The organism is Streptomyces sp. NPDC058257, from assembly GCF_042881845.1.
GTDB lineage: Bacteria > Actinomycetota > Actinomycetes > Streptomycetales > Streptomycetaceae > Streptomyces.
On the sequence record NZ_JBHVXJ010000001.1, the window covers coordinates 851,528 to 874,116 of the forward strand.

The window sequence follows — 22,589 nt, forward strand, 5'->3', positions numbered from 1 at the left end:
GGTCCGGGTCCCTGCGAGGCAGTGTCATCCGGTGGCATTATGCGTCAGCGCACGGGCCTTAGCCGCCCACTCTCCCATCCTCGTGATGGCGGAAGTCATCTGCTCCACCCCAGAGGAGATCTCCTTCACGGGCTTGCGGAGGTGCCGGCTCACCCGGACCATGGCGCCCGCCGAGGTGCCAAAGGAGCCGATCTGCGCCAGGCCGTCCTGTGCGGCCTCGTCCAGGGACATCAGTTGCTCCAGGAACTCCTCCGCTCCCTCGCCTCGCTCATCGGACGGGGTCATCTCGATGAGCCCAAGCGCGGCCCGCACCCCGCTGTCCAGGGTCGCCATCCGCTCCGCGAACGCAGTGGCGGCGGTGTTCAGTTCACCTGCCGGTGCGCTGATCGTCTCCGCGTACCGGGCGACGGCGGCGAGCCGTGCGCTCATGGGTGCGTTCGCCTGGGTCAGATCGAGCATCTCGGTGCCTGACTGCTCGGTCAGCGCTCCAATCGTCTCGATCGTCTTCGTGATCACCTCCATATCGGCGGTCATCTCGTCCAGCCCGTCCTCGATCACGGCGAAGTCGTCGAGCAGACCGGACGAGTCCTCGTCATCCTCCTTCTCTCCGTCAGCAACCCCCGAGGCGGAGCCCGGTCCATCACCAGACTGGAGTCCGCGCAGCACCCGTGCCGGTGTGAGGAGTTCGAAGCCGTCCCGGAGCCCGGCCTCCAGGGCGCCCTCGATCTCCTTGCGCGCTCCTGCCAGGTGACTGCGCGTGCGCTGGTAGCGGATGGTCCTGATCGACGCGATATCGAAGGGCAGTTGCCCGGCCTCCCCGATGTGGATCGTCGGCTTGCCGGTGATGTGCCGCAGCCCCAGCTCGTACATCACGTTGGGGTTGCCGCCACTGACATCCGCGACGACCAGGTAGGACTCGACAACGTGCCGGCAGATCTGCTCGTTGATGTCACCGGCGTGCGCGATGCCGTCCGCACGCACGGCGCTGATGCCGAACTTCTCGCAAGCGGGGGCGATCACCTGCTCGAAGATGCCGAGGTGGTGCTCGTACGCCTCGCCCTCGGGGCTGTCGTGCGCGGCGTGCGGGTCGCCGATGGGACCGACCACGAAGCACATCCGGGGCTGTTCGGACTCCTGTCGGAACGTCTGTGACGTGGTCATGCGGGAACCTCCGATACGTGGGCGTGGCTGTCTTGGGATCGGGCGGCGGACGCCGCGTCGTCCTCTAGAGGGACGGCGTACACCGGCCGTTCCTCGATGCCGAGCGTGCGCAGCAGGTATGCGGTGGGGATGCGGTAACGTCCGCCGACCCGCAGCACGGGGCACGGGAAAGCTCCGAGGCGGATCAGCTTGTACGCCGTCGCGGGGCAGATACCGAAGGCACGGGCGGCTGTGCGCAGGTCGACGCTCAGGGGCAGGTCGAGGGCCTCCGCGAAGCCGAGCGGCGGGCCGGACCGCCCGCTCACCGCCGTGCTCCCGCGGGGCGCAGGACCAGCGTGCCGATGAGGTCGGCCTCCTCGTGGCGGCGGGCCCGGAACACCATGTCGGGCAGACGCGTACCGGTCCGTCGGCCGCCTCGCCGAGGGTGCGGCTCGGCGAAGCGGATGGTGGCGTACAGGCCCTCTCGGCGGGGCGGGGGCGTGATGTGCACTTCCCACCCCTCGGGCGGGCGGGGCCGTTCCTCCGTCGGTGCGGTGGAGTTGCGGGCCTCGGCGAAGGCTCCGATGTCGACGACGGGGATCTCCCGTGTGACGCGCTTCGCGTAAGCCCACATCCGGTTCACCGCCTCTTTGATCAGGCGACCGCCCGTGTCCGGATCGTCCGGGTCTACCGCGTCGAGTGCGGCGAGCACGGCCAGGACGGCCTCCGCCTCCAGGTCAGCCTGGTCGACCTGCCGCCAGAGGCGCAGAATCCGGTACAGGTTCCGGTACAGCCCGGGGAGAACCAGCCAGACGACGAGGAGGCGGCCGATGTCGTCGCCGTCCCGCGGCTCGCGGCGGGCCTCGGTGACAGCCTGGCGCCAGACCGCCGCGCCCAGAGTCGCGTCCCTTCGCGGTCCGTAGAGCGCTTTCCTGCTTTCCTCCGGGGTGAGCAGGACCGCACGGGAGCCGACGTGCACCATGAGGGACGGCCGCGTGGCACCGGGCGGTCCGAGGACGGTCAGGTCGATCCGGGCGAAGACGCTCCCGGCTCCGGTCGATGTCATTCCTCCTCCTTTCCGGCCTCGTCGGGCCGGAGGTACGCCAGGGCGACAGTGACTCGGCCGCAGGCCCGTGCGAGATCGGTCAGGGCCGCCCCCACAGCCGCGTGCCACGTCGTTCGAGCTCGGTGCGCCGTCCCGTTCCGGCGCGGGGACGGCGAGGCGGGCGGGTAGAAGTGAACTCCGCCGTACACGGCGTGACCGACGTTCACCCCGTAGTCCGCCCACTGGTTGTCCCCCCGCTCGCGCCATGGCGGGGCCTTGTAGGGGGCCATCACCGGGTGTGCCCGGAGCCGGACGGCGGAAGAGACACGGGCAGGCCGACAGTGAGACCACCGACGACATCCCGGCCGACGGCGGCGCCCTGGTGTACGTACTGGGACAGGGGCGTCCCACTCGGAGCACCGGTGTCCGGCGAGGACTTCGGCTCCGGCATCTCCGCCAGGGCCGACCGCACCTCGTCCGGCGCCTGGCCCGGCACGCGGATCCAGCCGTAACCACCGAACTCCTTCACCCACACATGGACCCGCACGTACTGCGCGCGGTCGAGCTCCGGACGCCCGGACCGCACGACGTCCTGGTACAAACGGTCCGACACGATAACGGCGAGATCCGCTGCGGTAAGGGTGGCGAGTACGGTTTTGAGCTGGGGCGCGTTGACGTAGCGCGCCACCGCGACCGGGGCCGGGCCGGCGTGGCCGAGGGCGGCATCCGCGACCACGCCGGTGTCCACGGCCATCCGCAGCCTGACCCGCTGGGCGGCCGGGCGGGCGTTGCGGTCCCCGAGGCGGACCGCGAGATGGTGGACGAAGGGGCCCAGCACGGCATCCTCCAGCGTGGCCTCGGGGAGAACGGCGAACTCCAGGTCGCCCTGCGGCTGGCGCGTCCAGGCTGCCCGGTCCAGGCCGGTCAGCTCCGCCGCCTCGTCCAGCAACAGGACCAGCTCGGACTGGACGACCGACTGCGTCAGGGTGTCGAGACGGCTGTACTGCTCCACGTCCACGGCCAGGCACAGCCGACGGAGCGGCAGGCCGGCCGGCGGCCAGGGAGGTGAGATCTCGTTCATGACAACTCGCCACCTTCCAAAGGGGGTTGGGTGCGGTGCACGCCAACTATGGGAGGAAGGGGCAGGAGCAAATACCTGAGCCGCATTAGTGCGGCTTACTTGCCACGCTCCTCGGTGACGGCCCGCTCATCCGGGCTAGCTTGCGCAGACAGGTCATGTCCTCAACTGAGGTCTTCCGGTCGCCAGTAGTGATGATCTTGCGCTGCCGCAGGCGAGCCAGAGCCTTGTGAATGGTGTCCGTGGTGGACGCGGTGAGAGCGGCGAACTCCGGCTGGGACAAACTCACCTCGATTCGCACCTTGTTCCAGTTGGGTCCTCTGAACGTCTCTGCAGGCTGCCCGTACGACTCCGCAAGTTCGACGAGGACCCGCGCCAGCCGAACCGGAACCGGGTATCCGCCGAGTTCGAGCCGCAGCCGGTCGGATCGACGCAGTCGGCCGCAGACCATCTGGATGAGCGACAGCGACATCTCGGGGCGGGCAAGGAGGAAGGTCTCCAGCTCATGTTTCGGGACGACGGCGGCGATCACATCGCCGCAGGCAGTGACCGTGGCCGAGCGCGGCCCGTCGCCCATCGCCGCCACCTCGCCCACGACGTCCCCGCCGATCCTGATGTCCCTGAGCAGGACCCGGTCACGGTCCAGCCGGGCGGTCACCTTCACCAAGCCCTCGTGGAGGACCATCAACTCCTGGGCATGGTCGCCCTCGTGGATGAGTACGTCTCCCACGGCGTAGCGATGTCGCGTGCCGAGCCGGGTGAAGGCCGCGCGTGCTTCGGAGGACAACGTGTCGAGGAAGGCCGCGCGGACGTTGGGATTCGAGCCGTGCATCATCTGCACAGCACAGCACTCGCTCACCGCGGCGGTGAGCCTTTCCGCCCGGTCCGCCGGTGCGCCGGACGCACGCTGGGGCGCACGGCGGCGCACGCCCGACGCCTCCCACGGGCCGGGCAGGCCTGGTCCCGTTCAGCCCCGGTCGGAGTCGTCGATCGCCTCGGCCAAGCCGTAGGACCCGAGGAGCAGCAGTCGGTCCAGCAAATCGAGGATCTCGGACCGACGCGCTGGCGAAGATGCCTGGACGTACGCACGGACCAGCAGGCGGCCGACATGACGTGCGTCGGCCGCCGCCCCGCGGGTGATGTCGGCCGAAGCGGCGCCGAACACCGCGACGAAGCGCCGCACGCATGCCAGAACCAGTTCGTCGACCCGGTCCGGGGCCTGCTCCAGTGTGATCATCAGCTGAGGCAGGGCGGCCCCGAAGGCGCGGGAGTCGATCAGTGCGACCAGTGTCCGCCGGTGGGGCCTCAGGCGTCGGCCGCGCAACGCGGCGGCCACCGCGGCGGCGGCCTCCCGCACTTCCTGATCGGAGTCGTGGAAGAACCTCACGAGTGCGTGATGGGCAAGTGCCTCGTCACCGGTGTTCAGGAGGCGTTGAGCGCACACGCCGGCGGCTCCCTGCCGCTGCGCCGTGTCGCTCCCGCCGACCACCTCGGCCAGCAGGTCAGGCGTCTCCCACTCCATCGCGGCCAGCGCCGCGATCTGGCCGCCGACCCGGCGCACCGGCTCCACCGAGGAGTGCAACATGCGTTCCGTCAGCGGTCCGGCCGACGCCGGGTCTCCATGCATCAGGGCAACGGCCAGTCGGGCAACGTACGGCGACGCCAGCAGATGGTCAGGGGCCTGGACGAGCACCGCGAAGGCGTCGGCAACCGCCCGGCGGTCGCGGCGGATCGCGGCACCCAACGCGTGGGCCACGCACGCCCGGACGTCGAGGGACGGATCGGCCGCCAGTCGGCCCAGGTGAGGGACGATCAGGCCGGCGCGGGACCCGTCCGCGTCATGGGCGAGCAGATCGCCCATGCTCGCGGCCGCGCAGCCCCGTACGGTGTTGATCCCAGCGGTGAGCAGGTCACGCGTCACGTTGTCCTCGTCCGCGCCGGAAGGACGGGCGACGTCGCTCGGCTCTCCCGAGTCGAGAGCGCGGCTCAGCAGCGCCTCCACCAGGTCCAACGGCACGTGGTCGAGGTACTTCCGCAGGGCGTGCCCCAGCCACCGGTCCTGCTCGGGCCCGCCCGTGACCGCGAAGTGGCGCACGGCCGCGAAGACGGTCTCCGGATCGTCGTACGGCTCGGCCTCTCCGAGGCCGAGGAGCAGTGAGGCGCCGTAGGCCGGGTGCACCCCCGCGTCGATACGCACGGCGAGCCGCGCGAACCGACCGGGGTCCGCCGCCGTCATGCTCCGCAGCACGTGGGACAGTTCGCGCGGCCCGCCGGTTTGGGTCGCCCAGTCTGTTCGGTCCCGGTTGTGCTTCCTCATGGCCCTCAGCCACTGGTCGTCATTCATGTGCTGGGCCGCTTCCGCCGGGATGGGCGGACCGACGAACCCACCCGTCACGCCCTCCGGTTCGTCCGGCTCCCGCCGGTCGCCGTGCAACCTGCGAAGTTCCCCGAGCCGGCGCGTCGCCCGCGCGGAGAGCCTCGCTTCGGGAAGCGATGTCAACAAGGTGAACTCGTGCCAGGGCGAGAGCTCTTCGTCGGGAGGAAGGCGCAGGTGGAGCAGGGACTGCTCCAGCCGCCCGAAAGTACTGTCGGACAGGGCTCCTCCGACGGCGCGGAGGACCTCACGGGCGCCCCACGCGACATTGGCCGCGTATCCGGACAGCAGACGGCGCCCGCCCTGGAGAAGAATTTCGGCGGACCACTGGGCTAGGTCTGGCCCAGCTGCAGCCAGTGCCTGGTAGAGCAGCCACTGCGCCGCGTCGTACGGCTCTTTCACCAGCGGTTCCACGAGCTGACGCGCTCGCCCGGCGTCCCGGCCTGCCGTACTCCGCAGCGCTTCGGCTGTGCCTTGCAGCAGGGCGTCGCCCAGGTCGTCGGGGTCGTCGCCGGGGTAGCGGAAGGAGAAGTGGCGGTCGTGGACGGGCCACCCCACACGTTCCGGGTAGGCGGTCAGGCGCATGACGGCCAGCAGGACCGGCAGTACCCGGGCGCAGAACGCCTCCGGTGCGCCAGCAGCGGCTGCGGTCACCGTCTGGAGTGCCGCGTAGTCCCCGTGCAGCAGTACCGCCACTCTGCCCTGCTCGTCGAGCCGGAGGGGGTCCGGGCGTTCCGCCAGCAGTGCGCCCAGTAGCTCGACCGCCCACGTAGGCTCTTCGACCACCAGGTCGCCCGCCGGGCCCCAAAGCGCTTGTTCGACGCCAGTGAAGAGGCCCGCTCGTACGCCGTCGAGCAAGAGGTCGAAGAGGGGCCGGCTGCCGGCGAGGCGGGCGTGGGGCACGATCCGGATCAGCCATGCACCGTACTCAGGGTCAGCGACGCGCGGTTCAAGCAGGCGGGCCACCCGGTCGGGCAGGGCATGGGCAACCGAGACCAACAGCCGTGCCGCCCAGTCCTGTTCTCTCATGTCGGCGCTGTCGAGCCAGCCCTCGAAGACACCCTCGTCGTCCCCGCGACAGAACCAGGCGGGCATGCCGAGCATGTCGACCAGGCGGTCGCGGAAGGGCGGGCGCGTATCCAGCACCCGGGCGACGGCGCCCCACTCGATGGCGGTGGGAGCGTCCAGGCCACGCAGCACGGCCAGGATCAGGTGCTTGAGGTGGTATCGAATGTCCTGGTTGGTCAGCAGGGCCTCAACCTCCTCAGCGAACCGTTCAGGGTCGAGATCCCGCAGGTGATCGAGCACCTGCCGGAGCTGTCCGCGGCGGAACAATTCCTGCTCCCCACCGAGAAGGAAGACGACCAGGCCCTCTTCTCGTCGGAGCCAGTCGCGGGCGAACGCGTAGTCGAAGAAGCTCTCGTGGAAGAAGGCCAGTTGATGGCCGTCGCGCACAAAGACGTGCTCCGACTCCAGCACCTTCCGACTGGCGACGAGGTCGTCCGTGTCGAGCACGCTGTGCGGCACGGATAGCCGCTGACGCGCGCTCATGGCGGCAGCGACCGCCGAGACCGCGTCGTGGAAACGCACGGACGGACGCCGGGCACACTCCTCCTGTTTGGTGTCCCAGAAGGCGTCGAAGAGTTGCCGGGTGGTGCGGAAGAGGAGTGCCTCCTCCTTGTCCGCGACCTGCGCCAGGAGGACAAGATGCAGCGGTGAGCACAGCAACGCCCGTTGCGGCAGAGACAGTCGCGAGACGTCCAGCCCCATTCCGGTGACGGCGGCGTCCACCTGGTCGTCGGAAAGCGACCCGACCGTGACGCGTGTGCAGTGGTCCGGCTCGGCGAGCCTGCGGATGCGGGCGTCGGCCTCGGCGTCGAACGCACGGCAGGCCAGGACCACCCGCATGCCGGGGTGCACCGCAGCCTCGTCCACCAGGTCGGCCACTGCGTCGAAGGCTTCCGGGATGCGTCCCGACGCCATGCTGACGGCGTCGAGCTGGTCCACGACGAGGACGCATGGCCGCCCGCCCGCTACGGCACCAAGAGCTCCGACGGGGGACATGGGCAGCCCGACACGCTGTCCCAGTTCCCGGGTGGAGCCGAAGGGTTCCAGACGGTCAAGACGGAAGGCGAGCACCGGAGTGGCTGCCTCATCGAGAGCCTTGAGGGCTTGGTGCAGCACGGCGCTCTTCCCACCGCCCGCGGTGCCGGTCAGCAGGACGAGCCGCCGGGTGCCCTCCCTGGCCTCCGCCGCAAGAAAGGCGGCCTCCTGCCGGGGAATTGCGGGCCGAAGCAGCGAACGTTCGACGCTCGCCGTCCACCGGCGCGTCGCAGTTCTCACGGCGTCGGCCACCGCGACGCTGTCGGCCCGCCTGACACCCCCCAGTCCGTACGGCGCCAGCCGGGCGGCGAGGGCCGCCGCGTCGAGGGTGGTTCCCAAGTTGTCGAGCAGGACTTGGCCGAGGGCGAGCGCCGCCAGTCGGCCCGGTGCTCCGGCGAGGACCTGTTCGGCCAGGACAGCGTTGGTACGCACGAGGTCCCGCTCGTCATGCCACTCCACCTGGAGCCCTCTCAACATCTTCCAGGCCGTCGTGGTCGAGCCGTAGATGCCTCCCGAGGCGAGGGAGTCGAAGGGGCCCCGGAGCGCGTCCGTCAGCCACTCGGCCTCGAAGGAGGCGAGATCGTCGGAACGGCGGGCGCGGTCGGCGAGTTCATCGAGCGCACGGGCGGGGAGTACGGAGACAAAGTGGAACGTCCGGCCCGCCTCGACATGCGAACGCAGGCTCTCCCACACTCCTTTGGCGTGCAGGGAGGCCACGTTCCAGCTGTTCGCGTTGCGGTTCTGCCGCTTGACCTGGTGCACCTCCGTCCCGTGGTCGTGCCGGTAGACGAACTCGACGCCGTCACCCAGCGACCCGCCCGGTTCGACGCAGAGCGACGTGCCCGAACCCAGCAGTACGTACAGGGCGTGCCTGATCGTCCAGGCTCCCTCGTAGCGGTTGCCGAACTTGTCCGTCTCGCCACCCAGCCGCGGTGCCACCATGCCCCCCTGCCCCCTGCGGCCCGGCCAGATAGGCCGCGCGCGTGCGCGGACACTACCGCGCGTATGCGAAGACCGCCGAGCAAACCCACCGACCGCCTCGACGCCGGCGAAGAGCTCACGACGGACGAGCGAGAGGCCCTGCTGGAGCGCGTGCACAGATCTGAGCAGGATGCGGCCGAGCAGGTGGAGAAGCTCCGTACACAGCTGGCGCGGGCCGAGGACTTAGCGGCCATCCCTGTGCCAACGCTTGTCTCGCCCCGCTCTACGCCCCGCAGGAGCCCGCCGCTGGGGAGAATTCGGGGAGAACGAAGCCCCGTTGGGGAGCGCCTGGGGAGAAGCGACCGTACAAACGGGCAGCACGGCGAAAGAGCCGGAAACACTGATCACCGCAGGCCAATTCGGGTCACCAGGCAGATTCCGCAGGTCAGCCCCGCACAGACGACAGCTTCAAGAAGATCTCGTTGTGGGCGGCCATCTTGTTTGCACCCACGTTGGTGGGGACGATCTACGGGATGAACTTCGAGACGATGCCCGAGCTGAAGTGGGCGGCCGGGTATCCGTTCGCGATTTTGCTGATGGCGGCGGTGTGCGTGAGTCTGTACTTCATCTTCAAGCGGCGGGATTGGCTTTAGCGCCGGGCACGAGGCTCTCAATCCGCTTCGCGTACGCGGCCGACCCGGAGAGCCCGTTCTGACCCTCTGGGGAGAAGGCGCGGCACCAGGGAGCGCCTTGCCGCCCAGGCCATGTCTTAGGAAGCGGGTGATTCTCCTAGGAAGCGGGTGACTCGTGAGCGGCGAGTTCTCCGGCCAATTCCATGCAGCGCAGGCGGGCCGGGGAGAAGTCGTAGGGCATCTTGCCTGTGGCTTCGAATGCGCTCATGGACTCTTGCCGCCCGCCAGAGCTTTGGCCGATCTCGTCCTCACCCTCGTCAGCGGTAACGGGGTGCAAAGCGTCCCAGGAGTCGAAGAGCGCGTCGTCGCTCTCCGCCAGGCCGGAATCCTCGATGACGGCTTGTATCGCTTTCTCGAAGGCGTGCCGTTCGGCAGCCACCCGGGCCACGCGGGGGTCATCGACAGCGATCGTGTCATCGAGTGCCTCCTCGGCGGCATCAACACGGTCGGAGTCCTCCCGCAGACCCGGGTGAGTGGCCAGGGCGATAAAACGGGTGGCCTGGACGGCCGCACCGAGCGGGCCGAAGATCCGCTCGGTGACCAGCAGGCTGTCCAGGTCCGCCCGGCGCAGGGAGCCCTTGGGCAGGCTCTTGAGGCGGCTGGTGACGAAGTCGGAGAGCAGACCCATCCTGCTGCCCTCGGTACGCATGCGCTGCACGGCAGTCCGCTGCCGCCGCAGTTCCGCTTCCTGGGCGACGAGGGTTTCCTCCAGCCGTTCCAGGATGCTCGCGATGCCATCGTCGCTGTCGGCACCGGCGGAAGCCGTGTCGGCGAAGGCGTCACGGATGTCGTCCAGCGCGATCCCGGCGTCGGCCATCTTGCGGATCCACAGCAGCCGGATCATGTCTTCGTGGCCGTAGCGGCGGCGGTCGTCGCTGCCCCGCTCGGGCTCGGGGAGCAGGCCGATCTCGTGGTAGTGACGGATCGCCCGCGGTGTGGTGCCGACGAAGGCGGCCGCGTCACCGATCTTGACCTGGCGCTGCGGGATGAAGGACGAATACATGAGCAGGGGCCTTCCTCAGTGGGCGGGACGTGATCCACCGGACCACATGCCGCTACGGAAGGTGCAACCCGAGCCACTCCGCCCGGCATCCGTGCAAGGGGAAGTACCCCCTTCTCCGTAGCGATGGGTAGCGATGGTCCGCCCTCTGCCAGGACACCCGCAGGAGGGCAGGCGCGTTCACAGCCACCGCGGGCAGCAACGACTCCGGCCGAAAACACCGCACCCCAGTCCCTCGCCCCTGGCCGCGAACACAGCCCGAGGCCGCCACCCCGTCCTCGCGTCTGGAACCCCGGTCCCTCCGAGGCGTGAACCCAGCAGTGCGGGCCGCCGCCTCGCCGGGTGGCGGCCCGCACTGCTGCGCTGCTGCTGCGCTACTGCTGTTAGCGGGGCGTCGCAGGCCCGTTCACCTGCTCCGGCCACCGCGCCCCGGCGTCGGCCGTCTTGGGCTGAGGGGTGACCTCCGGTCAGCGGCGGCCGGTGGCCAGGATGACGAGGAACTGGCCGCCGCCCGCCTCGATGCCGGCGGTCACCGGCACCCCCGGCAGCAGTCGGGAGAACCGGTCCACCAGCCAATCCGCCGCCTCTTGGGCGTCCTTCCGGGTCGGACAACGGCCCACCATCTCGCGGCCCCCCTTGCGCTCCAGCCTGTCGCCAACGGCGATCAGCGGCGCGGGTTCGACTACGTACAGGCGCTCCGGCCAGGCGATGACCACCTTGACCGCACCCTTGCGGCTATTGCACCCGCGGTGCGCGAGCCGCTCGGCGACCTTGGCCTTCCGATCGGCGGTCCGGCTGTCGACACTGGGCCCCCGCGGGTCGTTCACCGACTCGTCGGGGTCGACCGGTTCGTCACACACCCAGCACCGCCAGCCGTCGCGCTCAGCCACATCATCAAGAAGACTCATCCAGGCAAACTAGCCTGCCCGGCCGCCACCCACGCACCAGGGCCCCGGTCGGCCAACAGCGCTGCGACACCAGGCCGGCTTTATCGACGACAAGCCCATGGGGAGCGGCTGGGGAGCATCGGCCGCGGCAACAGGCAGCACGGCGCAAGGGCCGGAAGATGGATCGCCGCAGGCCAGAGCACATCCCTGGCCGATTTCCGCAGGTCAGCGGCGTGAGAGTGACGTCTTCAAGAAGATCTCTTCGTGGGCCGCCATTCTCTTCGCGCCCACGCTGGTGGGAACGGTCTACGGGATGAACTTCGAGACGATGCCCGAGTCGCACTGGACGTTCGGCTATCCGTTCGCGATCGGGCTGATGGCGGTGGTGTGCGTGAGCTTGTACTTCATCTTCAAGTAGCGGGACTGGCTGTAGGGAAGGGACGGGCCGCCTGGTACAGCGGCGTCTACGGCGTAGCCATCGCCCCGCTCGTCCACTCCGCGCGCAGCGCCTTCTTGTCCACCTTGCCGACCTTGGTCGTCGGCAACTGGTCGAGGAGCACCGTCTTGCGGGGCGTGTACAACTCTCCCAACTCGGCGGTCACCGCCGCGCCGACCGCCTCCGGGTCCACGTCAGTGTCCTCGGCCGTGGCCAGGAAGATCTGTACGGCCTCCCCGAACTCCTCGTCCGGCACGCCGAGGGCCGCCGCGTTGCGTACGCCGGGCAGCGTGAGCAGGAAGTCCTCCAGGACCCTGGAGTAGACGTTGTCGCTGGTGCTGCCGGTGACGATGATGTCCTTGGCCCTGTCGACGAGATAGAGGTACCCCTCGGCGTCGAGATAGCCCATGTCCCCGGTGCGCAACCAGCCGTCGTGCAGCGCCTGCGCGGTGCGCTCCGGATCCTCGAAGTAGCCGAGCATCACCGTCTCGCCACTGACACACACCTCGCCGACCTGCCTGACGGGGAGCGCCGCCGCGCTGTCCTCACCTTCCTCACCACGGATCTCGATCCGGGTGTCGGATATCGCACGACCGCAGCTGCGCCAGAGCTCGGGCCGCTCGGCTCCCTTCGAGGCGAGTTCGTCCGCACCGAACACGGCGATACCGAGCGCCTCCGACTGCCCATAGCCCTGGCTGAGCACCGGACCGAAGACCTCGACCGCCTGCTGCAGCCGGCTCGGTGACGAGGCCGCGCCGCCGACGGCGATCCGCCGCAGTGCGGGGAGAGCGCCCGGCACGCACTCCGGGTGGTCGAGAAGCGCGTACAGCATCGGCGGCACGAACATGGTGGCGGTGATCCGCTCCTCGCGCAGCACCGTCAGCGCCGCACTCGCCTCGAACTCGGGCAGTACGACGAGGACTGACCCTGTCACCAGAGCCTGCACCGCGGTGAGGTGGCCGCTGCCGTGCGTGAGCAGGGTGGAGGCGAGAACCCTGTCCGTGCCCGCGTTCATGGCCGGGAAGACCGCGGGGCGGGAGTCCTGCGGGGCGTCCTTCACCAGGCCCACCAGCGCGTCGTAGAGGCGGTGGCTGTGCGCGGCGAGCTTGGGGCGGCCCAGGGTGCCGCCGGTGTAGAGAACAGTGACGGCCTCGTCCGCTCCCGGGGCGGGCACGCCCTCGGGGCGCACCGCCGGGCACTCGGCCTCCAGGGCCAGCAGGTCCGTGCACGGCTGCTCACAGGGCCCGAGGCTGAGCAGCACAGGCGCATGGACACTTCGGTTGGCCGCGTCGGCGGCCCGCTGGGCGAAGAGCGGGTCGGTGACCACGGCGCGCGCCCGGGACTGCTCGACCAGCGCGGCGAGCTCCCCGGGCCCCGGCTCGGGCGGCAGGAACACGACGCGGCAGCCGATGAGATGGACCGCGAGCTGCACGAGGACGGAGTCCACACGGTTGGCCAGGAACAGCCCCACTCCATCGCCGGGTTCGAGCCCCTGGCCGCGCAGCGCGTGCCCCAGCCGGAAGAGCCGCCGCCGAGCCTCTCCCCGAGTCAGCCGCTGCGCACCCTGGACGAGCGCCTCGACGTCCTCGTCCTTGTGCCAGTGCTCCAGGACGCGGTCCACGTACGTCCGCGGCTCGGATGTCTGCTGCGCGTTTGTTTGCCGCGCGTTAATGATCATGGGCATATGCAAACATGCCGCTCAGAGACCGTGGCCGCACAGGGGGCAACTTCGGCCACCGGCCGCCGGAGTACCATGCCCCGCTTCGGGACGGGCGGTCGGCTCTCGCGCCCGTACTACCGCCGGACGACGGAACGGATCCAGGCGAGTTGCTGGGAGATCTCCCCGGCCTCGGCGACCTTCTCCCGGTCGGAGCCGTCGAAGACACCGAGGAGGGTCTCCTTCCCGCGTGGGGCGATGCTCATCACCGGGCCTCCGGAGTCGCCGCCTGCAGGGATCCCTGACACCTTCTTCATGCAGAAGTCCGAGCCGCCCGGTGCCGTGTGACCCTCGCATCGGGGGTCGTCGGGCCGTACGACCCGCAGGTGCGACTGCTTGAGCACCGGAGACTGACAGGTGTTCTCATCGCTGGTGCAGGTGGCGCCCCATCCGTACTGGCGCACGTCCCGGCCGGGGTGGACAGCGGCCGTGGACAGCCGCGCCGGGCGGATCTTCATCTTCGGAACCTTGATGAGCAGCATGTCGGCCTTCGCGCTCCCCGCGCGCTTACCGGGCAGCGGATGGACCGTGGCGCCCTTGCGCATGTCGAGGTCGCCGACGCGGAACGAGATCCGCTTGGCGGCGACCGGCTGCCCCTGCTCGAAGAAGCAGTGCGATGCGCTGAGGATCCACCGGCGGGTGACCGCCGTCCCTGTGCACGCCGGTTTGCCGTCGACAAGCATGCGCACCGCCCAGGGGGCATACGTGGCCTTCGACCCGCCGATGACGGCGGAGGCCGGTGCGGACGACATCACCACGCCTGTCACCAGCAGCAGGGCGCTCAGCAGGACTCGGAGTCGACGACGCACCATCCGGAGCAGTTCCTCTCTTCGGGATACCGGCCGTACTACGTACTGGTGGATAGATACCCGATAGGACCAGATGGTTCCAGGTGGTCCTAGGTGATCCCAGATGGTTCCGGGTGGTTTGAATGGCTCCGAATGATCTCAACTGTGCGGGGGCGTCGCGGGTAGTTCCACGGTGATACGGAGTCCGCCGGCAGGGCGCGGGGCGAGGGTGAGCGTTCCGTCGTGTGCGCGGGTGATGGTGTTGACGATCGCCAGGCCGAGGCCGACTCCCGTGTGGTCGGCGTGTACGCGTTCGGTGCCGCGCTGGAACGGTTCGGTGAGTGTCGAGGCCATCTCCGGGGTGAGCCGCTCACCGGTGTTCTCGACAGTGAGCACCACGGTCCTGGGGCGGACGCCGCCGGTCCTGACGCCTGTACGGACCCACACGCTGCCCTGTTCGGGCAGGTTGTGGATGATCGCGTTGTGCACGAGGTTCGTGGTCAGCTGCAGCAGGAGCGCCTGCGATCCGGTCGCGGGGGCGATGTCGCCGCTGGTGTCCAGGGTTACGCCGCGTTGTTCCGCGAGGGGCAGGAGTGTCTCGGTGGCCTCTTCCGCCATGAGGGACAGGTCGACGTGTTCACGCGTGAAGGACCGCTGGTCGGCGCGGCTGAGCAGGAGCAGTGCCTCGGTGAGGTCGATGGCCCGGGTGTTGACGGCGTGGAGACGGTCGACGAGTTCGCCGGTGTCGTGGTCCGGGTCGGTGCGGGCCACGTCGAGCAGTGCCTTCGAGATCGCCAGCGGGGTGCGCAACTCGTGTGAGGCGTTGGCCGCGAATCGCTGCTGTCCGGCGACGTGCGATTCGAGCCGGGCGAGCATCGCGTCGAAGGCGTCGGCGAGTTCCCGGAACTCGTCGTTCCTGTCCGCCAGCCGGACTCGGTGGGAGAGTGATCCGGCGGTGGCCATGCGGGTGGCGCGCGTGATGCGGGTCAGCGGGGCGAGCATGCGGCCGGCGAGGAGCCACCCTCCCCCGAGGCCGAGGACCAGCAGGATCGCCATTACCGCAGCCGCCCTCGGGGCGAAAACGCGCAGGAGTTGGGACCTGACGGGAAAGACTCCTCCGGGGGTGTCGTCGGGGTTGATGAGCATGGCCCGGTCGGGGACGTACCGCAGGAGGAAGACCCACACCGCCGCCATCAGCAGCGCGCCAGCCAGCATGAGGAACCCGGCGTAGCTGAGGGTGAGTTTGACGCGGACGCTCACACCAGGCCGCCTATCCACGCTCCTCTCCCTCACATCCGGAGTCGATGCGGTAGCCGACGCCCGGCACGGTGGCGATGATCCAGGGTTCGCCGAGCCGTTTGCGCAGTGCCGAGACGGTGATGCGCACGGCGTTGGTGAACGGGTCGGCGTTCGTGTCCCACGCGCGTTCCAGGAGTTCCTCGGCGCTGACGACACCGCCTTCGGCGGCGATGAGGACTTCGAGTACGGCGAACTGCTTCCTGGTCAGCGCGACATAGCGGCCGTCGCGGTAGACCTCGCGGCGGAACGGGTCGAGCCGCAGACCCGCGATCTCTCGCACGGGGGGTCTGTGGTGGGCGCGTCTGCGGTCGAGTGCTCTGATCCGGAGCGCCAGTTCTTGGAGTTCGAACGGTTTCGTGAGGTAGTCGTCGGCACCGAGCTCGAACCCGGATGCCTTGTCGTCGATACGGTCGGCCGCGGTGAGCATGAGGATCGGCATGCCGCTGCCCGAGTCGACGATGCGGCGGGCGATCTCGTCACCGGACGGCCCCGGGATGTCGCGGTCGAGGACAGCGATGTCGTAGGCGTTGACGCTCAGGAGTTCCCAGGCTGTGCCGCCGTCACCTGCGATGTCGGCCGCGATCGCCTCCAGACGCAGGCCGTCGCGAATGGCTTCCGCCAGAAAGGGCTCGTCTTCGACGATCAACACACGCATGCTCTCAATGCTACGAGCCGGTACATATCGTCGGCGTATCGAAAAGCCCATACGAGCCGGCAACACCGCTCTGCCTTGACTGGCGGCATGAATCACACCCTGCCAGCAGCACGGACAATGAATTCCCGGATTCAACGGCGTCTTGTCGCCGGCCTCATAGCCGCCACAGCGGCGATCGCCGCGACCCTCGGCTATCAGGCACAGAATTCCTCGTCCTCCTCGTCTGCCTCTCCTGCCTCGTCTTCCTCGGATTCCCCCGCCGTGTCGCCTTCGAAAGGCCCTCCGGGTGAGGACGGCGGTGCGCTGGGCGAGGCCGACGGCGCCGTTCCCGACGGCACGACGGTCTTCGACGACGGTGTTCCGGCCGTGGCCAAGCTCGATCCGGAATTACTGGAGGCCCTCCGCCAGGCCGCGAAGAATGCCGAGGGTGACGGAGTCCGCTTCTCAGTCAACAGCGGCTGGCGTTCCCCGGAGTACCAGGACCAGCTTCTTCGCGAGGCGGTAACCAAGTACGGGTCCGAAGCCGAGGCAGCCCGGTGGGTGGCCACCGCCAAGACGTCCCCTCACGTGTCGGGGGAGGCGGTCGACATCGGACGCTCCAACGCGACGGCGTGGCTGTCCGAACACGGCCCCGATTACGGGCTCTGCCAGATCTACCGGAACGAACCCTGGCACTACGAGCTGCGCTCCGAAGCGATCGATGACGGCTGCCCGCAGATGTACACCGACCCCACCCAGGACCCGAGGATGCAGAAGTGACCGGTACCGATAGTGAGCGCAATGAGCCAGGCCAGACGATCGTGCAGGCCGACACGGCGAAGGCCCACATGGCGAAGGCCCACACGGCGGAGGCCGACGCCGTGGAGGCCGACGCCGTGGAGACCGACGCCGTGGAGCAGACGGGCATCCGCCGGGCGATCCGCGCCTGCTCCCGACCGGAGCCCTGGAAGCGCGGCCTGGTGCTCGCGGCGCTTGCGCTGCTGCTCGGCCTGCTCATGCTGCTGCACGCACAGTTCACGGACCGCGGGGGCCTCGGCAGCCTGCTGGAGACCTTCCTGCCGTGGTTCGGTCTGTTCGTTCCGGTGCTCCTCGCCGGGGCACTGTGGCGCCGCTCGGCCTCCGCGGTTCTCGCGCTGCTGATACCGGCCGTGGTGTGGCTGGGCCTCTTCGGCGGGCTGCTCGTCGACAAGTCCCACCCCTCGGGCAGCGATCTCACCGTGGCCAGTCACAACGTCGACGCCGACAACCCCGACCCGGTCGGCACCGCCCGCGAACTCGCCGCGTCCGGCGCGGACTTGCTGGCCCTGGAGGAGATCACCCCACAGGCGAAGCCGCTGTACGAGAAGGAACTGGCGAAGGCGTATCCGCACCACACGGTGCAGGGCACGGTCGGACTGTGGAGCAAGCTGCCGCTGTCGGACACCCGGCCGGTCGACACCGGGCAGGACGTCGGGCCGCTGGGGGACACCAAGCCGACCGAGGACAAGATGGCCGACAACCGGGCGCTGCGCACCACGGTGGCCACGGACCGGGGTCCGCTGGCGGTGTACGTGGCCCATCTGGGGTCCGTGCGGGTGCTTCCCAAGAGCGGCTTCGGGACGGACGACCGGAACCGCGGCGTGCAGGCGCTCGCCAAGGCCGTCGCCGCCGAGCGCAACGAGCGGATGGTGCTGCTCGGCGACCTGAACGGCACCATGGACGACCGCGCGTTCACCGGCCTCACCTCTCACCTGCGCTCGGCCCAGGAGTCGGCCGGGGACGGCTTCGGCTTCAGCTGGCCGGCGAGGTTCCCGGTGGCGCGGATCGACCAGATCCTGGTCCGGGGTGTGGAGCCGGACAGCTCGTGGGTCCTTCCGGCCACGGGCAGCGATCACCGGCCGGTGGCGGCCGGCATCAGGTGGTGAGGGGCACGCCCGTGCCGCGCGGTCTTCCGTCTTCCGCATCAGGTGCGCCGTGGCGACGGAGCCGTGGCGGCGGGGCCGTGAACGACGTCACCGACGCCTATCTGGCGTATCAGGTGAGACCGGACCGCGGCTCGATGACCGCGTCGACCAGCGCGCGGCATGGTCGGGGTGGTCTGGACGCTTGGCGCGGGCGGCCTGATCCGTTCACATGACGGTCGGCTGCCTGGGGGCGCCGGGGCGCCCCCAGGCACGCGGCCCGTACTACAGCGTCGGGTTGCGGGAGCTCACCCGGGACGCGCCGCTCATCGAGGTCGAGACCAAGGCAGTTGAGCGGGTGCCGTAGGCGGCCGTGCCGTTCCGGCGCGACTCACCCGTCCTCCGTCACCACGCGGTCGTGCCGCAAGTCGTCGAAGAGCCGGGTCGACCTCTTCGCGTCCCACTTCAGTACGTTGCCCTTGGACGTGGGGACGCCGAAGCCGGACACGGGCACGTTGATCCGCTTGCCGTGTCCGCCCGAGACGCTCTGCACGGCGCGGAACATCTCGCTGAGGTCGCGCAGGCTCATGTCCTTGTCGACGATGAGCGTGTCGAGCCCCGCCTCCATGGCCGGGCCGATCTCCGTCGGGTCGAAGAGGGTGCCGGGGCGGGCGGCCTGGTGGGCGAGGGTCGACAGGAACTTCTGCTGGTTCCTCGACCGGCCCAGATCGCCCTCCCTCTCCTGGTGCCGCTGACGGACGAAGGCGAGCGCCTGCTTGCCGCTCAGGGTGTGACACCCCTTGCGCAGGTCGGCGCCCGACTTCTTGTCCTTGATGTCCCTGTCCAGGCACATCCGGACGCCGCCGATGGCGTCGACGATGTTCACGAACCCGGCGAAGCCGATCTCCGCGTAGTGGTCGATGCGCAGGCCGGTGTTCTGCTCGACGGTGTGCACGAGGAGTTCGGGGCCGCCGTAGGAGAACGCGGCGTTCAGTTTGTCCCCCTCGGGTCTCTTCGTCTTGCCCGTCGTCGTGTCGAGGCGGCCGGGCAGAGTGACCCAGGAGTCGCGCGGCAGGCTGACCATGCTGCTTCCGTTGGCGCCGGTGTGCAGCAGCATCATCGAGTCGGTGCGCCGTCCGCCGCCTCCTCCGGCGTGCAGGTCCCGCACGTCGCCCTCGGAGAGCCCGTCGCGGCTGTCCGAGCCCACGACCAGGTAGTTGGTGCCCTCGCCGGGCGGCGGACGGTCCCCGTACGCGCCGAGGTCGACGTCACGGTCGAGCCGGGTCTCGGCCCAGCCGTAGGTGCCGCCCGCCGCGACGATCACGGAGGCCAGCAGGAGGAGTACCACCCGCCGCAGCCGCTTTCGCTTCTTCGGCTGCCGGGCGTGGGCGCGCCGGGGGCCATAGTGGGAGCTCGGGCGGTCGGCGAACCGCTCACGCGCGGTGGAGGAGCTGTTCGGGGCCGCGTACGGGTCCTCTTCGGCCCGTTGGTCAAGCGCGTCTGCCATGGTCAACTCCCTTGGTCATTACCGGGTCCGACTCGCACGGTCCCTCGCCGGTTCCCCGCTCCCTCGTCGACCGGATCGCCGGGCGCCTCTGCGGACATCTCTTCGGAGAGACGTCCGGGCGGCGCATCCAGCGGCGCATCGAGCAGATACGGGTCCGCGGTTCCGGTGCGGAGCATGCTGTGCCACTTCAGGCGCGTGCCGAGCAGCGCCGTGGTCACGGAGTGGATGACCACGAGGTACATCAACTGCCGGTAGACGAACTGCTGGAGCGGCAGCACCCACAGCACGCGCAGCCGTTCGCGGTCGAGCCGCAGCGCGTACGCGGCGGTGACCAACTGGACGGAGAGGAAGGCGAACCAGACGAGTCCGGCCTCCACGGGGTCCCGGAACAGCGCCCCGTACAGGGCGAACATGTCCACGACCGGAGCGCACAGCGGAAGCACGATCTGGAACAGCGTGACGTAGAGCAGCACGCGGCGGGCGAAGCGTCCGCCGGGGCCGACCTCCGTCACCGCGTGGCGGTGCTTCCACATCGACTGGAGGGTGCCGTAGCACCAGCGGTAGCGCTGGCGCCACAACTGCCGCAGCGTACTGGGCACTTCGGTCCAGGCAACCGCGGACTCCGCGTAGACGACGCGCCATCCGGCCCGCCAGAGCGCCATCGTGAGGTCGGTGTCCTCGGCCAGGGTCTCGTCGCTGACGCCACCGACGCCCATCAGCGCGTCCCTGCGGAAGGCGCCGATCGCCCCCGGAACCGTCGGCATGCACTCCAGGACTTCGAACATCCGGCGGTCGAGGTTGAAGCCGAGCACATACTCCAGGTGCTGCCACTTGCCGAGCAGTCGGCGCCGGTTGCCGACCTTGGTGTTGCCGCTGACCGCGCCGACCGCCGGGTGGGCGAGCGGCTGGACGAGGCGGGCCAGCGCCTCGGGCTCGAAGATGGTGTCCGCGTCGACCATGACGACGATGTCGTGCCGGGCGTACCCCAGACCGGTGTTGAGGGCACTCGGCTTGCCGCCGTTGGGCTGGCGGATCACCGTCACCCGCGGATCGTCGATGCCCTCGGCGATGTCGGCGGTGGCGTCGGTCGAGCCGTCGTCGATCACGATGATCTGGAAGTGCGGATGCGTGGAGGCGAGCAGCGAGTACACGGTGGAGGCGATACCGGCCTCCTCGTTGTACGCGGGCACCAGGACCGTCACCGGGTCCCGCACCTCGCGAAGGCGTGGTGCGCCCGGCCGGTACCGGTGGAGCCTGCGCACATGCAGCCGGGCGAACAACATGAACAGGAGCATCCGCAGGACGCCGAGCACGCCCGTGAGTGTCAGCGTCCACACCATCACGGTGAGGAACGCCTGCCCGAGCCGCTGCGACCAGAGCAGGCCCACACCCTTGACCTCCTGGCCGACCGGGGCCTGGGTGAGGAAGGAGGGACGGTCGAGACCGCCGCTGACCGTGGTGAACCGTTTCACGCCGCGGTCCCCCAGCAGGTCCTCGGCCTCGCGGTAGCCGAGGTCGGTCTGGCTGTGCTGAGTCACAAGGCCTCGCCACGGCTTGCGGTCCTTGTGATCCGATGCGACCACCAGGTACCCCTGCCCCGCCGCGTCCTGCGCGGCCGTCCACTCGGCACCGCAGAGCGTGTCGGCGGCCGTGGTGTGCGGCAGCCGCAGCAGGGTGGTGTTGATGCCTGCCGCACCCGCGAGAGCGGACTGGGTGAGCGACAGTTCGAGGCGTGCGCGCAGCGGCGACGCCACGCCCAGGTCTCCGCCGCTGTAGGTGTACGAGCCGACTTCGTGGCCCTCGCGAACGATCCGCCGCATCAGCTTCGGGTGCCGGGCCACGTCCTTCCCGTAGACGAAGAAGGTCGCGTGCGCGTGGTGCCTGCGCAGCAGGTCGAGCAGGCGCGGCGTCCACTCGGGGTCGGGCCCGCCGTCGAAGGTGAGCGCGACCGTCCGCGGGGGCATGGCCGCGGTGGCGGCCGCCCCCGTGGGGCCGAAGCGCAGCAGCGGCTTACCGTCGTCCGCCTGACGCGGGATCGGCCGGGTGCACAGCGGTTTGGTGCGCGCGGCGTCGACCTGGTGGGTCGTCCAGCCCTCGAAGAGGAGGGTGACGGCGACTACCAGGAGGACGAGCAGGAGCACGAGCCAGTGTCCGCGCGGCGGGCGACGGACGCCCTCGGCGCGCCTGCTCACTGCTTCGGGCCTCCGGCCGGCGGGTCGGATCTGTCAGCCGGAGGCCGTCCGGCGTCCGGGCCGGAAGTCGCCGTTCCGTTCATGCTCGGCGGCTGCGTGCCGACCGGCTGCCGGAGTCCGCTGATCAGCGCTCCGACGAACAGCAGATACCCGAGGCAGGCGACACCGACGACCAGCGCCATGCCCTGAAGCGTCCGCCTGCGCCAGCCCGAATGGTCGATGAATACGGGGATCTGAGGGGCGGCGGGCTGTGGACGCCGCGCCACCGGGGGCATCCGAGGCGCCGCCGCCTGGTGCGGCACGCGCTGCGTCATGTCCCGGCTCGGGTGCTCCCGCTGCGGCACGTCCCGGCTCGCGTGTTCCCGCTGCGTCATGTCCCGGCTCGGATACTGCCGCTGCGTCATGTCCCGACTCGGGTGCTCCCGCTGCGTCATGTCCCGGCTCGGATACTGCCGCTGCGTCATGTCCCGACTCGGGTGCTCCCGCTGCGGCATGTCCCGGCTCGGATACTGCCGCTGCGGCACGTCCCGGCTCGGGTGCTCCCGCTGCGGCACGTCCCGGCTCGGATACTGCCGCTGCGTCATGTCCCGACTCGGGTGCTGCGCCCGTCCGGGCGCGCTCGGCGGGCACGGGGGTATGGACGACAATCGCCCGTCGTGCGGTGTGCTGGCTATGTGGGGGATGCCCTGCACTGGTGCTCCTGATCTGCGGCCGCGCACGCGCGACTCTTTGTGTGGGGGGTACGGGCCCGGAGGTCCGCTGCACTGCTGGTGAGACGTACTGCCCGCGAGAGACGTCGGAGCCGCATCCCGGTGCCCTGCGCGTACGGAGATCTCCCGTACGCGCGCATGCGGTGCGCCCTTCCCGGGTGGGGC

At 69.8% G+C, this 22,589-nt stretch carries 18 protein-coding genes and 3 pseudogenes; 6 read left to right on the forward strand and 15 right to left on the reverse strand.

Annotation, left to right across the window (positions count from 1 at the left end; all coding sequences use genetic code 11):
- Positions 1-24: 24 nt before the first annotated feature.
- From ACFVXC_RS03695 to ACFVXC_RS03720, 6 genes are all read right to left on the reverse strand, one after another.
- Complete coding sequence (locus ACFVXC_RS03695; protein ID WP_389901070.1) at positions 25-1,161, reverse strand: hypothetical protein; 1,137 nt, start codon at positions 1,159-1,161, stop codon at positions 25-27.
- Positions 1,158-1,466, reverse strand: coding sequence for a helix-turn-helix domain-containing protein (locus ACFVXC_RS03700; RefSeq protein WP_389901072.1), 309 nt, complete (start codon positions 1,464-1,466; stop codon positions 1,158-1,160). Before ACFVXC_RS03700 ends, ACFVXC_RS03695 begins: the two co-directional genes overlap by 4 nt.
- Complete coding sequence (locus ACFVXC_RS03705) at positions 1,463-2,206, reverse strand: hypothetical protein (protein WP_389901074.1); 744 nt, start codon at positions 2,204-2,206, stop codon at positions 1,463-1,465. The genes ACFVXC_RS03700 and ACFVXC_RS03705 overlap by 4 nt, the downstream gene beginning before the upstream one ends.
- A 268-nt stretch (positions 2,207-2,474) precedes the next feature.
- Positions 2,475-3,266 (reverse strand): hypothetical protein, encoded by a 792-nt coding sequence (locus ACFVXC_RS03710; RefSeq protein WP_389901075.1) that lies wholly within the window; start codon positions 3,264-3,266, stop codon positions 2,475-2,477.
- Positions 3,267-3,351: 85 nt separating this feature from the next.
- A complete protein-coding gene (locus tag ACFVXC_RS03715) occupies positions 3,352-4,191 on the reverse strand; it encodes a Crp/Fnr family transcriptional regulator (protein WP_389901077.1) in 840 nt (279 codons plus the stop codon).
- Positions 4,192-4,230: 39 nt separating this feature from the next.
- Entirely contained in the window at positions 4,231-8,682 is a 4,452-nt protein-coding gene (locus ACFVXC_RS03720) for a hypothetical protein (protein WP_389901079.1), read from the reverse strand.
- Between the two features lie 87 nt (positions 8,683-8,769).
- Here ACFVXC_RS03720 and ACFVXC_RS03725 point away from each other — a divergent pair.
- Both ACFVXC_RS03725 and ACFVXC_RS03730 read left to right on the forward strand, forming a co-directional pair.
- A pseudogene (locus tag ACFVXC_RS03725) lies at positions 8,770-8,913 on the forward strand (MerR family transcriptional regulator); the annotation flags it as partial.
- Positions 8,914-9,119: 206 nt separating this feature from the next.
- Positions 9,120-9,314, forward strand: a pseudogene (locus ACFVXC_RS03730) (Loki-CTERM sorting domain-containing protein); the annotation flags it as partial.
- A gap of 136 nt (positions 9,315-9,450) precedes the next feature.
- On the opposite strand, the gene ACFVXC_RS03735 reads toward ACFVXC_RS03730, so the two are convergent.
- Together ACFVXC_RS03735 and ACFVXC_RS03740 are read right to left on the reverse strand one after the other, a co-directional pair.
- Entirely contained in the window at positions 9,451-10,356 is a 906-nt protein-coding gene (locus tag ACFVXC_RS03735; RefSeq protein ID WP_389901081.1) for a MerR family transcriptional regulator, read from the reverse strand.
- 464 nt (positions 10,357-10,820) lie between these two features.
- Complete coding sequence (locus ACFVXC_RS03740; protein WP_135331090.1) at positions 10,821-11,261, reverse strand: hypothetical protein; 441 nt, start codon at positions 11,259-11,261, stop codon at positions 10,821-10,823.
- A gap of 226 nt (positions 11,262-11,487) precedes the next feature.
- Between ACFVXC_RS03740 and ACFVXC_RS03745 the strand changes: the two are divergent.
- Positions 11,488-11,658 (forward strand): annotated as a pseudogene (locus ACFVXC_RS03745) (CorA family divalent cation transporter); the annotation flags it as partial.
- 46 nt (positions 11,659-11,704) lie between these two features.
- Here the strand turns inward: ACFVXC_RS03745 and ACFVXC_RS03750 are convergent.
- The 4 genes from ACFVXC_RS03750 to ACFVXC_RS03765 form a co-directional block, all read right to left on the reverse strand.
- Entirely contained in the window at positions 11,705-13,354 is a 1,650-nt protein-coding gene (locus ACFVXC_RS03750) for a class I adenylate-forming enzyme family protein (protein ID WP_389901083.1), read from the reverse strand.
- 116 nt (positions 13,355-13,470) lie between these two features.
- Positions 13,471-14,205, reverse strand: coding sequence for a S1 family peptidase (locus ACFVXC_RS03755; protein WP_389901085.1), 735 nt, complete (start codon positions 14,203-14,205; stop codon positions 13,471-13,473).
- A 135-nt stretch (positions 14,206-14,340) separates the two neighbouring features.
- Positions 14,341-15,459: a sensor histidine kinase gene (locus tag ACFVXC_RS03760; protein WP_389901087.1), complete on the reverse strand. Its 1,119-nt coding sequence runs from the start codon at positions 15,457-15,459 to the stop codon at positions 14,341-14,343.
- Complete coding sequence (locus ACFVXC_RS03765; protein ID WP_389901089.1) at positions 15,452-16,135, reverse strand: response regulator transcription factor; 684 nt, start codon at positions 16,133-16,135, stop codon at positions 15,452-15,454. The genes ACFVXC_RS03760 and ACFVXC_RS03765 overlap by 8 nt, the downstream gene beginning before the upstream one ends.
- Before the next feature lie 261 nt (positions 16,136-16,396).
- Between ACFVXC_RS03765 and ACFVXC_RS03770 the strand changes: the two genes are divergently transcribed.
- From ACFVXC_RS03770 to ACFVXC_RS03780, 3 genes are all read left to right on the forward strand, one after another.
- On the forward strand, positions 16,397-16,894 hold the full coding sequence (locus ACFVXC_RS03770; protein ID WP_389901090.1) for a M15 family metallopeptidase: 498 nt from the start codon (positions 16,397-16,399) through the stop codon (positions 16,892-16,894).
- A gap of 68 nt (positions 16,895-16,962) precedes the next feature.
- Positions 16,963-18,039 (forward strand): endonuclease/exonuclease/phosphatase family protein, encoded by a 1,077-nt coding sequence (locus tag ACFVXC_RS03775; protein ID WP_389901571.1) that lies wholly within the window; start codon positions 16,963-16,965, stop codon positions 18,037-18,039.
- A 208-nt stretch (positions 18,040-18,247) separates the two neighbouring features.
- On the forward strand, positions 18,248-18,382 hold the full coding sequence (locus ACFVXC_RS03780; RefSeq protein ID WP_389901091.1) for a hypothetical protein: 135 nt from the start codon (positions 18,248-18,250) through the stop codon (positions 18,380-18,382).
- A 24-nt stretch (positions 18,383-18,406) separates the two neighbouring features.
- On the opposite strand, the gene ACFVXC_RS03785 is transcribed toward ACFVXC_RS03780, so the two are convergent.
- From ACFVXC_RS03785 to ACFVXC_RS03795, 3 genes are read right to left on the reverse strand one after another with little or no spacing between them, the layout of a single operon-like run.
- A complete protein-coding gene (locus ACFVXC_RS03785; protein ID WP_389901092.1) occupies positions 18,407-19,522 on the reverse strand; it encodes an LCP family protein in 1,116 nt (371 codons plus the stop codon).
- A gap of 2 nt (positions 19,523-19,524) precedes the next feature.
- Positions 19,525-21,714, reverse strand: coding sequence for a bifunctional polysaccharide deacetylase/glycosyltransferase family 2 protein (locus ACFVXC_RS03790; protein WP_389901094.1), 2,190 nt, complete (start codon positions 21,712-21,714; stop codon positions 19,525-19,527).
- Positions 21,711-22,298, reverse strand: a complete 588-nt coding sequence (locus tag ACFVXC_RS03795) for a hypothetical protein (RefSeq protein ID WP_389901096.1) — start codon at positions 22,296-22,298, stop codon at positions 21,711-21,713. Before ACFVXC_RS03795 ends, ACFVXC_RS03790 begins: the two co-directional genes overlap by 4 nt.
- Positions 22,299-22,589: the final 291 nt, after the last annotated feature.

What these genes read in the sequence shown, in the direction of transcription:
- ACFVXC_RS03705 (WP_389901074.1), bottom strand. Translation starts at nt 2,206, where the DNA reads ATGACATCGACCGGAGCCGGGAGCGTCTTCGCCCGGATCGACCTGACC.
- ACFVXC_RS03695 (WP_389901070.1), bottom strand. Translation starts at nt 1,161, where the DNA reads ATGACCACGTCACAGACGTTCCGACAGGAGTCCGAACAGCCCCGGATG.
- ACFVXC_RS03740 (WP_135331090.1), bottom strand. Translation starts at nt 11,261, where the DNA reads ATGAGTCTTCTTGATGATGTGGCTGAGCGCGACGGCTGGCGGTGCTGG.
- ACFVXC_RS03735 (WP_389901081.1), bottom strand. Translation starts at nt 10,356, where the DNA reads ATGTATTCGTCCTTCATCCCGCAGCGCCAGGTCAAGATCGGTGACGCG.
- ACFVXC_RS03780 (WP_389901091.1), top strand. Translation starts at nt 18,248, where the DNA reads ATGACGGTCGGCTGCCTGGGGGCGCCGGGGCGCCCCCAGGCACGCGGC.
- ACFVXC_RS03765 (WP_389901089.1), bottom strand. Translation starts at nt 16,135, where the DNA reads ATGCGTGTGTTGATCGTCGAAGACGAGCCCTTTCTGGCGGAAGCCATT.
- ACFVXC_RS03785 (WP_389901092.1), bottom strand. Translation starts at nt 19,522, where the DNA reads ATGGCAGACGCGCTTGACCAACGGGCCGAAGAGGACCCGTACGCGGCC.
- ACFVXC_RS03795 (WP_389901096.1), bottom strand. Translation starts at nt 22,298, where the DNA reads ATGACGCAGCGGCAGTATCCGAGCCGGGACGTGCCGCAGCGGGAGCAC.
- ACFVXC_RS03710 (WP_389901075.1), bottom strand. Translation starts at nt 3,266, where the DNA reads ATGAACGAGATCTCACCTCCCTGGCCGCCGGCCGGCCTGCCGCTCCGT.
- ACFVXC_RS03775 (WP_389901571.1), top strand. Translation starts at nt 16,963, where the DNA reads ATGGCGAAGGCCCACACGGCGGAGGCCGACGCCGTGGAGGCCGACGCC.
- ACFVXC_RS03750 (WP_389901083.1), bottom strand. Translation starts at nt 13,354, where the DNA reads ATGATCATTAACGCGCGGCAAACAAACGCGCAGCAGACATCCGAGCCG.
- ACFVXC_RS03720 (WP_389901079.1), bottom strand. Translation starts at nt 8,682, where the DNA reads ATGGTGGCACCGCGGCTGGGTGGCGAGACGGACAAGTTCGGCAACCGC.
- ACFVXC_RS03755 (WP_389901085.1), bottom strand. Translation starts at nt 14,205, where the DNA reads ATGGTGCGTCGTCGACTCCGAGTCCTGCTGAGCGCCCTGCTGCTGGTG.